This is a genomic window from Curvibacter sp. GW821-FHT09D12, assembly GCF_059416245.1.
This window is the reverse complement of sequence record NZ_JBWKOU010000007.1, coordinates 129,020-142,785: the sequence shown is the minus strand read 5'-3', so window position 1 is coordinate 142,785 and position 13,766 is coordinate 129,020. Positions and strand designations below refer to the sequence as shown.

11 protein-coding genes are annotated in these 13,766 nt (G+C 63.1%); 10 read left to right on the top strand and 1 reads right to left on the bottom strand.

What is annotated here, in order from left to right:
* The first annotated feature begins 4 nt into the window (after positions 1-4).
* From guaD to AC07PT_RS13590, 6 genes are all read left to right on the top strand, one after another.
* Positions 5-1,318: a guanine deaminase gene (gene guaD / locus AC07PT_RS13615; RefSeq protein ID WP_492347870.1), complete on the top strand. Its 1,314-nt coding sequence runs from the start codon at positions 5-7 to the stop codon at positions 1,316-1,318.
* Positions 1,319-1,390: 72 nt separating this feature from the next.
* Complete coding sequence (gene dcd, locus AC07PT_RS13610) at positions 1,391-1,957, top strand: dCTP deaminase (protein ID WP_027478110.1); 567 nt, start codon at positions 1,391-1,393, stop codon at positions 1,955-1,957.
* Positions 1,954-2,337: a cupin domain-containing protein gene (locus tag AC07PT_RS13605; RefSeq protein ID WP_494656953.1), complete on the top strand. Its 384-nt coding sequence runs from the start codon at positions 1,954-1,956 to the stop codon at positions 2,335-2,337. The genes dcd and AC07PT_RS13605 overlap by 4 nt, the downstream gene beginning before the upstream one ends.
* A gap of 173 nt (positions 2,338-2,510) precedes the next feature.
* A complete protein-coding gene (locus AC07PT_RS13600; protein ID WP_492347873.1) occupies positions 2,511-2,789 on the top strand; it encodes a hypothetical protein in 279 nt (92 codons plus the stop codon).
* Between the two features lie 168 nt (positions 2,790-2,957).
* Positions 2,958-3,836, top strand: a complete 879-nt coding sequence (ypfJ, locus tag AC07PT_RS13595) for a KPN_02809 family neutral zinc metallopeptidase (protein ID WP_494656952.1) — start codon at positions 2,958-2,960, stop codon at positions 3,834-3,836.
* A gap of 141 nt (positions 3,837-3,977) precedes the next feature.
* The gene (locus AC07PT_RS13590; RefSeq protein WP_492347875.1) at positions 3,978-5,438 is read left to right on the top strand and encodes a DEAD/DEAH box helicase; all 1,461 of its coding nucleotides are present in this window, start codon (positions 3,978-3,980) and stop codon (positions 5,436-5,438) included.
* Between the two features lie 54 nt (positions 5,439-5,492).
* Here the strand turns inward: AC07PT_RS13590 and AC07PT_RS13585 are convergent, their stop codons facing one another.
* The gene (locus AC07PT_RS13585) at positions 5,493-6,326 is read right to left on the bottom strand and encodes a symmetrical bis(5'-nucleosyl)-tetraphosphatase (RefSeq protein ID WP_492347876.1); all 834 of its coding nucleotides are present in this window, start codon (positions 6,324-6,326) and stop codon (positions 5,493-5,495) included.
* Between the two features lie 24 nt (positions 6,327-6,350).
* Between AC07PT_RS13585 and AC07PT_RS13580 the strand changes: the two genes are divergently transcribed.
* The 4 genes from AC07PT_RS13580 to AC07PT_RS13565 all read left to right on the top strand — a co-directional run bounded on the left by AC07PT_RS13580 (position 6,351) and on the right by AC07PT_RS13565 (position 13,763).
* A complete protein-coding gene (locus AC07PT_RS13580) occupies positions 6,351-7,649 on the top strand; it encodes a hemolysin family protein (protein ID WP_492347877.1) in 1,299 nt (432 codons plus the stop codon).
* A gap of 163 nt (positions 7,650-7,812) precedes the next feature.
* Positions 7,813-8,115, top strand: a complete 303-nt coding sequence (locus AC07PT_RS13575; RefSeq protein WP_019574726.1) for an H-NS histone family protein — start codon at positions 7,813-7,815, stop codon at positions 8,113-8,115.
* Between the two features lie 843 nt (positions 8,116-8,958).
* Positions 8,959-12,552, top strand: a complete 3,594-nt coding sequence (locus AC07PT_RS13570; RefSeq protein ID WP_492347878.1) for a bifunctional diguanylate cyclase/phosphodiesterase — start codon at positions 8,959-8,961, stop codon at positions 12,550-12,552.
* On the top strand, positions 12,549-13,763 hold the full coding sequence (locus tag AC07PT_RS13565) for an FAD-dependent monooxygenase (protein WP_494656951.1): 1,215 nt from the start codon (positions 12,549-12,551) through the stop codon (positions 13,761-13,763). The genes AC07PT_RS13570 and AC07PT_RS13565 overlap by 4 nt, the downstream gene beginning before the upstream one ends.
* Positions 13,764-13,766: the final 3 nt, after the last annotated feature.

Sequence of the window (13,766 nt, the reverse complement as noted above, 5' to 3'; positions counted from 1 at the left end):
CCCCATGAAAGCACACCGCGCCGCCATCCTCCGCTTTGCCGATGACCGTTCTGCCGTCTATGAAGAAGACGGCCTGCTGGTGATCGGCCCCGATGCCCAGGGCCGCCCCGTGGTACGGGCCGTGGGCTCGTACCGCGAGCTGATCGACCGTTACCCGGGCGTGGTGGTGACCCACCACCCGGGCCGCATCCTGGCGCCGGGTTTTGTCGACCTGCACATCCACTGCCCCCAGACCGACGTGATCGGCTCGCCCGCCGAGGGTCTGCTGCCCTGGCTGGAGAACTACACCTTTCCTCACGAATCGCGCTTTCACGACGGCGACTACGCCACCGAGGTGGCGGGCTTCTTCCTCGACGAGTTGCTGCGCCATGGGGTGACGACGGCACTGGCCTTTGCCACCTCGCACCCGACCTCGGTCGATGCCCTGTTCGAGCAGGCCCGCCAGCGGCAGATGCGCTTCATCACCGGCAAGGTGTTGCAAGATCGCTTCTCGCCCGATGGCGTGCGCGATCAGACCGAACAGAGCCTGATCGATACCGAAGACCTGATCCGCCGCTGGCATGGCGTGGACCGGTTGGGCTATGCCATCACGCCGCGCTTTGCCCCGACCAGCACGCCCGCCCAACTGCGGGGCGCCGGCGAGCTGGCCGCCCGCTATCCGGAGGTCTGGGTGCAGTCCCATGTGGCCGAAAACAAGGCCGAGATCGCCTGGGCCCGCGAGCTGTTTCCCGAGTCGCGCAGCTACCTGGGCACCTATGCCGATTTCGGCCTGATGCGGGAGCGTGCCATCTACGCCCATTGCATCCACTTTGATGACGATGACCGTGCCTTGATGCGCGAAACCGGGGCGGCCGCCGCCATCAGCCCGACCAGCAACCTGTTCCTGGGCAGCGGATTCTTCGACTACGAAGGCGCCGATCGGGTCGGTTACCGATATGGCCTGGCCAGTGATGTGGGCGGAGGCACCTCGTTCAGCCCGTTCCACACCATGCTGGCGGCCTATTACGTGGGCCGCGAGGGGCAGACCAAGCCCGGGCTGTCGCTCAGCCCGCAGCAGTTGTGGTGGCAGCACACGGCCGGTGCGGCCCAGGCGCTGGGCCTGGGCGGGGTGGCCGGGGCACCTGCCATCGGCAACCTGCAGCCCGGCAGCGACGCCGATTTCGTGCTGTTGAACCCCCGGGCCACCCCGCTGCTGGCGCGCAAGACGGCCCAGGCGCGCAACCTGGATGAACTGCTGTTTGCCCTGATCGTGCTGGGTGACGACCGCCTCATCGAGCAGACCTTCGTGGCCGGCCAGGCGGCCCTGGCCCAGGCGTGATCCCCCACGGGCTGCCCTACAATGGGCCGCCCAACGCCTGGCTTGCGCCAGGGCGGGCAACGGAGCATTCCCATGAGCATCAAGAGCGATAAATGGATTCGGCGCATGGCCGAGCAGCACGGCATGATCGACCCCTTCGAGCCGGGTCAGATCCGTGAGCAGGAGGGTCGCAAGATCATCAGCTACGGCACCAGCAGTTATGGCTACGACATCCGCTGCGCCCCTGAATTCAAGGTGTTCACCAACATCCACAGCACGGTCGTCGACCCGAAAAACTTCGATGAAAAGAGCTTTGTCGATTTCGAGGGTGACTCGTGCATCATCCCGCCCAACAGTTTTGCCCTGGCCCGCACGGTCGAGTACTTCCGCATCCCGCGCAATGTGCTGACCATCTGCCTGGGCAAAAGCACCTATGCCCGCTGCGGCATCATCGTCAACGTGACCCCCTTCGAGCCCGAATGGGAGGGCTATGTGACGCTGGAGTTCTCCAACACCACACCGCTGCCCGCCCGCATCTACGCCGGTGAGGGTTGCGCCCAGGTGCTGTTCTTCGAGAGCGACGAGGTCTGCGAGGTCAGCTACAAGGACCGTGGCGGCAAGTACCAGGGTCAGCATGGCGTGACCCTGCCACGCGCTTGAGCGGCTTGCTGTCGCCGTTGCAGACCACCGGCTACATGCTGGAGTCGGCCGGGGCGCCCGAACTTTCCCGGCCCCGACCCGAGCGCCTGGAGGAGGGCAACCCTCTGCGCGAAACCTGGACGGCCGTGACCGCCCCGGTGGGCCAGGCCAGTGCCCTGAGCAGCGGGCTCTGGCGTTGCGAGCCGGGCCGTTGGCGCATCGAGTTCGGCGCGCACCAGCAGGAGGTCTTCACCGTGCTGTCGGGGCGCTGCCGTGTGCATGATCGCCTGGGCACCTGGCGCGAGGCCGGTCCCGGGGACAGCCTGCACATTCCGGCGGGTTTTCAGGGGGCTTTCGAAGTCCTGGAGACGGTCACCAAGGCCTGGGTGATCCTCGACTGATTCTGGGCGGGCACCAGGCCAGACGAGCCGGGATTTGGACGGTTTCCATGTTGGTGCCAGCGGCGTTTGTGTCATCTGCTGGACATTTCGCACGGGGGGATGGGCTTCCGTCCTACAGCCCGGAAATATCTGCTTACCTACGATTTCCTGTCACCCAACAGGAGCGCAGTGTCATGAAAAATTCTTCCAGTCCCACGATCCGCTGGACTCAATGGCTGGACCTGCCCATCCTGATTGCCGTTGGGGGCGTGCTGGCTGTCCTGGTCATGATCGAGGTGCTGAGTCGCGGTGGCTTGCTGTACAGCGCCAGCCCGCAAGAGGACGATGCCTTTGCCCCGGCACCGGCCGCCTGGGTGCAGCAGCGAGAACTGTCGGCCATGTGCGGCAGCGTGCCGGGGCGCCCCGTGCACCCGGCCTGCGAGAGCCCGAGCACCCCGCGCCGCAATCCCTGACGCCGGACGCCCTGATACCGGGGCTGTGGCCTTGGCGCCCGCCCGATCGCCGAGTGCTCCGCAGGCGGGCCCCATGCCGTGCCATTTTTCACGCTACCTCATCCCTTTTGAGGACGGCTCCCAGGTAGCATCCGTCCTGACTGCCGTTGATCGGCTTGGGAGTGCCGCATGAAATGGGAAGACCAGAGAAGTTCCAGCAACGTTGAAGACCGCCGTGACGAGCCTGCCTCGGGTGGGGGCGGCTTTTCTTTAGGGGGCGGACGCCTGGGTCTGGGCACCGTGCTGGTGGTGCTGGCCGTGGGCTGGTTCATGGGCATCAACCCGCTCACTCTGCTGGGTCTGCTCGAGGGCGGTGCACCCAGCCAGAGCGCGGCCCCCGCCGCCAGCCATGCCCCACCTGCTGACGACCGCTTGGCCCGTTTCGTCTCCGTGGTGCTGGCCGATACCGAAGACGTGTGGAAAGACATCTTCCAGCACTCTGGCGGCCAGTACCGAGAGCCTCGGCTGGTGCTCTTCCGGGGCAGCACGCCGACATCGTGTGGCCAAGGGCAGGCAGCCATGGGGCCGTTTTATTGCGCGGCAGACCAGAAGGTCTACATCGATCTCGATTTTTATGAGGTTTTGCGTACCCGCCTGGGCTCGCCAGGCGATTTTGCCCAGGCCTATGTGATCGCCCACGAGGTGGGGCATCACGTGCAGCACCTGTTGGGCATCAGCCAGAAGCTCGACGAGGCCCGTGGCCGTGTCAGCCCGGAGCGTTACAACGCGTTGAGCGTGCGGTTGGAGCTGCAGGCGGATTGTCTGGCCGGGGTGTGGGCTCAGCATGCCGATCAAAGCCGACACATTCTGGAGGCTGGCGACATCGAGTCGGCGATGAACGCCGCGGCACACATCGGCGACGATGCCTTGCAAAAGGCGGCAGGCCGTGCGGTGGTGCCGGAAAGCTTCACGCACGGCAGCAGTGCCCAGCGTCAGCGCTGGTTTGCCACAGGGCTGCGCGAGGGCACGGTGCGCGCCTGCGACACCTTCAGTGCCCGTAACCTCTAGACCACAGGCCGATGAGCCTTGACCTGACTCAGCAGGCCGCTATCAATTTCATGGCATTCAAGGTGGCGAAACCACTTTTTGGGCCGCAAAAATACGCCGCATTACCGGGTTTTCCCCGCCGGTGCGACAATACAAGGCTTCATGACGACATCATTCTCACATTTATCGCTCGCTGAGCCCCTGGCTCGCGCCGTGGCCGAGATGGGCTACGAGTCCATGACCCCCATCCAGGCTCAGGCCATTCCGGTGGTGCTCACGGGCAAAGACGTGATGGGGGCCGCACAGACTGGCACCGGCAAGACGGCGGCGTTCTCCCTGCCTTTGCTGCAGCGACTGCTCAAGCACGAAAACAGTTCGACGTCTCCTGCCCGCCACCCCGTGCGTGCCCTGGTGCTTTTGCCCACGCGCGAATTGGCCGATCAGGTGGCCCAGCAGGTCAAGCTCTATGCCAAGTACACCCAGTTGCGCAGCGCGGTGGTGTTTGGCGGCATGGACATGAAACCCCAGACGGCAGAGCTCAAGCGCGGTGTCGAAGTTCTGGTGGCCACGCCAGGGCGTCTGCTTGATCACATCGAGGCCAAGAACGCGGTGCTGAACCAGGTCGAGTACGTGGTGCTGGACGAGGCGGACCGGATGCTGGACATCGGTTTCCTGCCTGACCTGCAGCGCATCCTGAGCTACCTGCCCAAGCAACGCACCACCTTGCTGTTCTCGGCCACCTTCTCGCCTGAGATCAAGCGGTTGGCCAGCAGCTACCTGCAAGACCCGGTCACGATCGAGGTGGCTCGCTCGAACGCCACGGCATCGACCGTGGAGCAGCATTTTTATGGCGTGAACGACGACGACAAGCGCCGTGCCCTGCACCAGGTGCTGCGTCGGCAAGGCATCAAGCAAGCCTTTGTTTTCGTGAACAGCAAGCTGGGTTGTGCCAGGTTGGCCCGTTCGCTGGACCGAGATGGTCTGAAGACGGCCGCGTTGCACGGTGACAAAAGCCAGGACGAGCGCTTGAAGGCCCTTGACGCCTTCAAGAAGGGTGAAGTCGATTTGCTGGTGTGCACGGACGTGGCGGCCCGAGGCCTCGACATCAAGGACGTGCCGGCGGTGTTCAACATGGACATCCCTTTCAACGCCGAAGACTACGTGCACCGCATCGGCCGGACCGGTCGGGCGGGTGCTTCGGGTCTGGCCGTGAGCTTTGTGGGCGGCAACAACGATGCCCGTCTGGTGGCTGACATCGAGAAGCTGATCAAAAAGAAGATCGAAGTCGAGGCCCTGGAATACGACGAAGACCGTCCTCGCGAGCGCATCAACGAAGGGCGCCGCATGTACCAGCAAGGCGAAGGTCGTCCTGCTCCGCGTGAACGTGAACGCGAGCGCACCGAGGCAACGGCCGAAGGCTATGGCCGTGAGCGCCGTTCCTATCGCACCCATTCTGCGCCGCGGGATCCGTTTTTTGACCAGCCTTATCAGGCCCCGGTGGTCGATGCAGCACCTGCCTGGGAGGCCGCTGCCAAGGCGCCTGCCAGGGCGATTTCGTCGAACATCAAGCCCAAGCGCAAGGTGGCTGCGTTGTTCAAGGCGGCTGATCCGGTGGTTTCCTGATCTCAGCGCCGGGCTTCTGGCCTTTGGCGAGGCTCAAGCCCGGTAGGAATGCCCTCAACGCCCGGGTTTCTGAGCGGGCGGGCATTTCACCTGGATCAATTCCCGATCTTCTGGTCGCTTGCCCAGGCGCACAGCGCTCAGGCAGCCACCCCAGACGCAGCCCGTGTCCAGTGACAGCAGATGGGGGCGATTCTGCCAACCCAGGGTGGACCAATGGCCGAAGGCCACCAAGGTGTCTGCAGTAGCCCTTCCCGGCACGTCGAACCAAGGCAGGTAGCCGGGTGGCCCTCCCTCCGCACTTTCGGTGCTGGCGAATTCCATTTCTCCCTGAGGTGTGCAAAAACGCAGTCGAGTGAGCGCGTTGACGATGATGCGCAGGCGGTCGTGACCGCGCAGGCCATCACGCCATCCCAGGGGCAGGTTGCCGTACATGTTCTGCAGAAAATCAAGCCAGTCCGGGCCGCTCAGCATTTGCTGAACCTCAGCGGCCAGGGCCATGACCTGGGTCGGTGTCCAACTGGGCAGCACCCCGGCGTGGAACATCAGCACCCCGTTCTCATGGCGCGCCAGGGGCTGGCGGCGCACCCAGTCGATCAGGGTGGCACGGTCGTCGGCCTGGAGGAGGGTCTGGAGGGTGTCTTTGCGACCGGGCGGGCGAAGACCCTGCGCTGCAGCCAGCAAGTGCAGGTCGTGGTTGCCCAGCAGGCAACGGGCAGCGTCGTCCAGTTTCATCAGGCGCCGCAGCACCCCGGCCGAGTCGGGACCCCGGTTGACCAGGTCGCCCAACAGATAAATCGTGTCACGGCTGGGTGAGAAACCCAGCGTGTCCAGCAGACGTCCCAGGGCATCGTTGCAGCCCTGGACATCACCAATCAAGTACATTGCCATGGTGTTGATTCTCCACTCCCCTGCATGGATTTCCTGCTGATTGCCCTGCTGACCCTGCTCAATGCAGTGTTCGCCATGTCCGAGATGTCCCTGGCATCGAGTCGCAAAGCCCGTTTGACCGCCATGGCCGAGGCGGGCGACAAGGGGGCCGCCACGGCACTCGCCTTGCTTGACAATCCGACCCAGTTTCTGTCGTCGGTCCAGGTCGGCATCACCTCGATCGGGATGCTCAACGGCATTTTGGGCGAGGCCGCTTTCAGCGATCGTCTGGCCCATTGGCTGGTGAGCTGGAACATGCCTGAGGGCGTGGCCGGTGTCACGGCGACCGCGGTGGTGGTGACCGTGATCACCTTCATCACCATCGTGTTTGGTGAACTGGTGCCCAAGCGCATCGGCCAGCTGTATCCGGAGACGGTGGCCCGTTGGATTTCGCGCCCCATGTCCTGGGTGGCGGTCGGGGCCAAGCCCTTTGTGCGTCTTCTGTCGCTCAGTACCCATGCGGTGTTGCGCTTGCTGCGGGTCGATGATTCGGGAGGGCGCTCTGTCACCGAAGAGGAAATCGTGGCCAGCCTCGAAGAAGGGCTGGACGCCGGGGTCATTGAAGAGCACGAGCATCAGATGGTGCAGAACGTGTTTCGCCTGGATGACCGGCCCCTGACGTCGATGATGTTGCCCCGGGCCGAGATCGACTGGTTGGAGGCCCAAGATACGGTGGCACAGTGCCTGCAAAGGATTCGCGGTGCAGGCGCGCTGAGCAGTCACTCCTGGTACCCCGTCTGCCGTGGTTCGCTGGACGACGTGGTGGGGCTGATCAGCGTGGCGTCGTTGCTGGAACTGGGGCCGGACCACGTCGGCCCCATCGAGGCCCATGCCTTGCCGGCGGCCTTTCTGCCCGAAACCCTCAGCGGCATGGAATTGCTTGAGCAGTTCCGGGCCCGCGCGGCCCGCATGGTGCTGGTGGTGGACGAATATGGGGTGGTACAAGGCTTGATGACTCCGCACGATGTGCTCGAAGCCATCACCGGCGAACTGCAACCCTTGGCCCAGGCCGATGCCTGGGCCGTGCGCCGCGAGGGAGGATCGTGGCTGTTGGATGGCCTGATGCCCGTGGATGAATTGCGGGCTCGATTGGATATTCGCGAATTGCCCGATGAAGAGCGCGGCCGCTACAACACTCTGGCAGGCCTGCTGATGTTTGAATCCGGTCATTTGCCTGCGACGGGTGAACGGATCGAGTGTGCTGGCTGGATTTTTGAAGTCGTCGATCTTGATGGCCGAAGAATTGACAAAGTTCTGGCCTGGCCCCTGGGTACCAGCCCCTGAGTGCCTGGGCATTTGGCCGCGTTGTCGGCGCTTCAATAATCAGGTGCCTGTGTCTGCTTCGTGAAGATAATCCTCAAATTGCAGAAGGGCTCAGCCCTGATCTTTGTACGGCTTGAATTTATTTCTATAATGGGGTTTTAAACACGAATGGGTTGATCAAATCATGAGCACCACTTACAAGGATCTACTGAAGCAACGCGAAGCCCTTGAGCAGCAAATTCAAGAAGCCCGCAAGCGTGAAACCGCTGACGCGGTGGCGCAAGTGCGTACTTTGGTGGCTGATTTTGGTCTGACGGCCGAAGATATTTTCCAGGCACCGCGCGCCCGCAGCAGTTCTGCTGCCAAGGGTGGCAAAGTGGCTGCCAAATACCGCAATCCCGCCACAGGCGAAACCTGGACTGGCCGCGGCAAGGCCCCTAAGTGGATTCAAGATCAGGACCGTGCTCAATTTCTGATTGCCGCGTGATCCCCTGATGATTGATTGAATCCCGTTCTGCGCTTCAGGCGCATGACAACAAAAAGCCCGTGCAGAAACACTTCTGCACGGGCTTTTTGTTGTCTCGTTGGTCAAGAACATTGGGGTTCTCGCGCGTGGTAGCCGAACTTGTGTCTAAATGTGTTTGAGACCCTGCCTTCCGGTGGGCTCATGGATCGGCGGGTTTGATGATGTGAATTGATATAGTGAAAATCATGTGTTTTTGATTTTCATTTTGGGTGCGTGAAGGTATTTGAGATTGGCGTGTTGGCTATCTCCTTGAATTGTCAGTGTCGGCAGAGCGCTTTGTCATTCAAGCAAGGTGCGCCGCAAGGCGGACCCCATATCAGGCCGCAGCGTTGCGCGGATGAAATGAACGGCTGAACCCGTCTGTTCGGCTGGTGCTCAGGATTTCGTCATCCGCAGGAAGACCGGTGCTTTTTGGGAGCGCCATGCCCTGCCGCCTCGATTTTTCCATGGCGGTTCTCCGTTCGTTTTCGCATCGTCGCTGACAAGTCCTTCATGCACCGAACCGGGGCAGGCGGTGCGGCCTCGGCCCGGGATGGGCCTGCCGTGTCATCGGTCATGGGGTGAGTCCAATGATCAGACCTTGCTGCGGGCTGACGAAGACCGTTCTCTAGCAGCCGACCGACGGGATTGAGGTATTTAGGCCGCAATGCTCCACATTCTTATTGTCGATCGGTCGTTTTTGCCTGATAAAGGATGTAACGAAATCGATAGGCTGTCAGCATGAAGGACCAAGACGCCAGTCTTCAGGCGCGAAAAATAACGACCCGACTGGGGATGGCTGCCGGGGTGCTTCTTTCATTGTTGATGTTGTCACCCCCGGTGCGGCTGTTTGAGCGGGGTGAGGGTTTGTGGCTGGGTTTGCACCTTCTGCTGGAGTTGTCGGCCGTGGTGGTGGCCTCTTTGGTGGTGGCCGTGTCCTGGTACTCGCTGGACCGGGTGCAGCGGAGGCAGTCCAATGCCCTGATTTTCGGCTTCACGGTGACGGCTGTCTGCGATTTGTTGCACGCGCTGTCCTACGCCGGGATGCCGCCTTTGTTGTCCACATCGAGTACCTCCAAGGCGATTTACTTCTGGTTGGCCGCTCGGATTTTCGAAACCCTGGCGTTGACGCTGCTGGCGATCAACCTTCGCCTGCCGGGTGCGGCCGGACGCTGGTTCGGAGCCGCCGTGGCGGTTTCGCTGGGCTTGTTCGGGCTGTTCACCTGGCCGCCAGCGGGTTTGCCTGCGGTCTATGTGCCGGAATACGGCCTGACGACATTCAAGGTGTTTGTCGAATACCTGCTGTGTCTGGTCAACCTGGCGATTGCGGTCACTTTCTGGGGCTCGGCACAGCGCACCGGCCGATCGCGTGGGTATTGGCTGGCGGGGGCCTGTTTCGTGATGGCCTTGGGCGAGGTCGTGTTTGCCAGCTACCACGCGCCAGAAGATTCACTCAATGTGCTGGGGCATGTCTTCAAGGTGCTGGCGGATTGGCTTATCTTCCGGGCCGTGTTTGGCATCAACATTCGCCAGCCCTATGAACTGGTGAGGCGGACCGAGGCCTCGTTGCGTGATCGGGAGGCCCAACTGGCCGCCCTGGCCAGGAATATTCCCAACGGACTGCTTTTTCAGGCCGAACGTGACCTGCAGGGCCACAACAGATTTGTGTATGTGAGCGATGCGGTGCAGCGTGTGGGCGGCATGAACATGGCCGATGTTGTGCGCGATCCGATGTTGTTGTACGGGCGCCTGCTACCCGAGGACCTGGACTTGCTACGCGCGGCAGAGGCCGAATCAGCGCGTTCGATGTCCGTGTTGGATGTGGTGGTGCGCATGCCTGGCAAAAATGGGGTCATGCGGTGGCTGCGTGTCTGCTCGGCGCCCAGGCCTTTGGACGATGGTCGCGTCATGTGGGACGGGCTGGTGTTGGACATCACCCGTGAAAAGTTGGATGAGCAATTGCAACGCAGCAATGAGGCCGTCTTGCGCACCATGGTCGACAACATGCCATTTGAGGCCTGGGTGCGGGACGAGCAGGAACGCCTGGTGCTCGAGAACCCGGCACGGGTGGCCCATTTCGGCACCCAACTGGGCCTGACACCGGCTCAGTGCACCGACCAGGTGGAAGAGCAGGCACGCTGGGCACGCTACAACGCCCGAGCCTGGCAAGGCGAAGTGATCGAATACGAGATGGACACCCCGGTGCAGGGCCGGATGCGCTCGTTCCTGTGCATCGTGGCGCCTCTTTGGCAGGGCGAATCGGTGCGGGGACTGGTGGGCTTCAACATTGATGTCACCCCCCGCAAAGAGGCTGAGCGACGGGCCCATGAGAAGGATGCGCAACTGGCCAGCATTCTCATGCAGATGCCCGGTGGGGTGTCGCGGCTGGATCGCGACCTCAGGTTTCAGTTTGTCAACCAGGCCCACGCCTCCTGGTTCGGTCATTCGGTCGAGGCCATGCGCGGGCAGCCCTTGTCGGCCATCGTTTCACCGGACCGGCTGCAGCGCATGCTGCCCTTTGTGGAGCGTACCTTGGCCGGGGAGCTGGTCGTTTTCGAGAACCGGGTGGAACTGCCCTCGGGGCAGGTGCGCTACCGCCACACCACATTGGCGCCCGAGCGTGGGGCGGACGGCGCGATCGTCGGCTTCATTGCCTTTGCCATCGACACCACCGAACGCAAGACCATGGAACTGGCCCTGGAGCAGAACCAGACCCGCCTGCGAGCCCTGGTCAATGCACTGCCTGACATGGTGTTCCTGAAGGACATCGAAGGCCGTTACCAATATTGCAATCCGGTTTTCGAGCGATTTGCCGGGCACGGCGAGGCCGCCATCATGGGGTGCACCGACGAGCAACTGTTCTCGGTGGAGGCCGCCCGGCATTACCGTGCCCGGGACCTGGAAATGCTGAAATTGAAGCAGGCGATGATCTACGAAGAGGACATGGTGTTCTCGGATGGTCACCATGGCTTGTTCGAAACCATCAAGACACCCATTCGGGACAATGAAGGCCAAATCACGGGCATTCTGGGGGTGGCGCGTGACATCACGGATCGCAAGCGAGCCGAGCGCGAAATCGAGCGCCTGGCTTTCTACGATGCACTGACCGAACTGCCCAATCGTCGCCTGCTGATCGATCGCCTGCATCAAGCCTGCCTGTCCAGCGAGCGCATGGGGCATCACGGGGCCCTGTTGTTCCTGGACCTGGACAACTTCAAGGATCTGAACGACACCTTGGGCCACGCCAAGGGCGATCAACTGCTGGTGCAGGTCGGGCGCCGGCTCGTCAAGTGCGTGCGGCAGTGCGATACGGTCGCGCGCTTCGGAGGCGACGAGTTTGTGTTGATGCTGGAAGACCTGGCCCATGACCGGGCTGCGGCCGCGGAGCAGACCGAACGTGTGGCTGAAAAGCTGCTGGCCAGCATGAACAAGCCTTTTGACCTCAACGGCCTGGAGTACTACAGCACACCCAGCATCGGCATCACTCTGTTCCAGGGCGACGAAACCCCGATTGATGAGTTGCTCAAGCGTGCCGACCTGGCCATGTATCAGGCCAAGGCGAACGGGCGCAACACGCTGCGCTTCTTTGACCCGCAGATGCAGGCCGCCGTCACCGCACGTTCGGTGCTGGAGGGCGACCTGCGGCAGGGCCTGCTGCGCCATGAACTGCTGCTGTACTACCAACCCGTGGTGGACGACGCGCGTCGCATCACCGGTGCCGAGGCCTTGGTGCGCTGGGCGCATCCGCAGCGCGGCATGGTCTCGCCGGGGGAATTCATCCCCTTGGCCGAGCAGACGGGACTGATCCTGCCCCTGGGTCTGTGGGTGCTCGACCAGGCCTGTGCCCAGCTCGTGAGGTGGTCAGAGCAGGAGGCCACGCGTGACCTGACCATTTCTGTCAATGTGAGCGCCCGGCAATTCAGGCACCCTGATTTCGTGTCCTGGGTACGCCAGAGCCTGTCGCGCTCCGGGGCTCGGGCGCGATGTCTGCAACTGGAGTTGACGGAGAGCCTTCTGCTCACCGATGTGGAGGACATGATTGCCAAGATGACCGAATTGCGCATGGAAGGCGTGCGCTTTTCGTTGGACGACTTTGGCACCGGGTACTCCAGCCTGAGCTATCTGAAGCGTCTGCCGCTGGATCAGTTGAAAATCGATCAGTCCTTTGTGCGTGATGTCCTGGTTGATCCCAACGACGCCGCCATCGTCCGCACCATTCTGGCTTTGGCCGGCAGCCTGGACCTGGCCGTGGTGGCCGAAGGGGTCGAGACGCTGGGACAGCTCGAATTTTTGTTTCAAAGTGGGTGCCGAGCCTTTCAGGGCTACCTCTTCGGGCGGCCGTCGCCAGTCGATGTGCTTGAGCGAGCGCAAGGCTTGGTCGAAAACGAGCGCCAGGAGCGCGGCACAATCCTCGGATGAGTCAGCAGATCGAAGTTTTGGTGGCCGGTGGTGGGATTGGCGGCTTGGCCGCCGCCCTGGCCTGTGCGCAAGCCGGTTGGGTGGTGCGCCTGTTTGAGCGCGCCCCTGTTTTCAGCGAGGTGGGGGCAGGGATCCAGATCAGCCCGAACGTGGTCCGTGTGCTCCATCACTGGGGGCTGGAGGCCGCGCTCAAAGAGGTGGCTGCCTTTCCGGATCGGCTGCAGGTGCGGTCTGCGTTGTCTGGGGCCGTGCTGGGCGGGCTGGCGTTGCGTGGCCGCGCCGAGGCGCGCTACGGCGCACCCTATGCCACCATCCACCGCGCCGACCTGCACCACGTGCTGTTGGAGGCCGTCCGTGCCCATGGGCAGGTGGCGCTGCACCAGGCCTCGTCCGTACTGGGCGTGCATGGGGCGGCCGCTGGGGAGGGGGTGTCACTGGAGCTGGAGGGTCGAAAGCGCATTGAAGGTGATGTATTGGTCGGTGCCGACGGCCTGTGGAGCCAGGTGCGGCGTGAGGTGTGGGGCGACAGCCAGCCGCGTGCCACCGGCCATCTGGCCTTTCGTGCCATGTTGCCGCAATCGTCTTTGCCTGCGGCCTTGAGAACCCAATCTGTCACGGCCTGGCTGGGGCCGCGTCTGCATGTGGTGGCCTACCCGGTGCGGGGGGGCGACTGGCAGAACGTGGTGGCCATCGTGCACGGCGAGGTCGAGGGCGATCTCAGCCATTGGGACCACAGCACCAATGCGCAGCAGTTGCAAATCGCCATGGCCGGGACCTGCTCGGGCTTGCGGGCGCTGATCGGAGCCGTGCCTGAATGGCGCCTCTGGGCCTTGTGCGACCGGCCGCCCGTGGCGGGCGCCGACCAGATGGCTCGCGGGCGTGTGGCCCTGCTGGGCGATGCAGCGCACCCCATGCGCCCCTACCTCGCCCAGGGTGCAGGCATGGCCATCGAGGACGCCCACGCCTTGGCGCAGTCCCTGGCCATGTTCGAGATCGATCTACCCACCCGGCTGCAGCGCTACGCACTGAACCGTTGGCAACGTTGCGCCCGCGTGCAGGCCCGGGCCGAGCGCAACGGGCGCATCTTCCACTCCAGTGGTTTGCTGCGTTGGGGCCGAGACCTGGGCATGCAGCTCCTGGGTGACCGGCTCCTGGACGTCCCCTGGCTCTACGGTGGCGATCCGCTCAACTCTTTGCCGGCGCGCGGCTGAGGC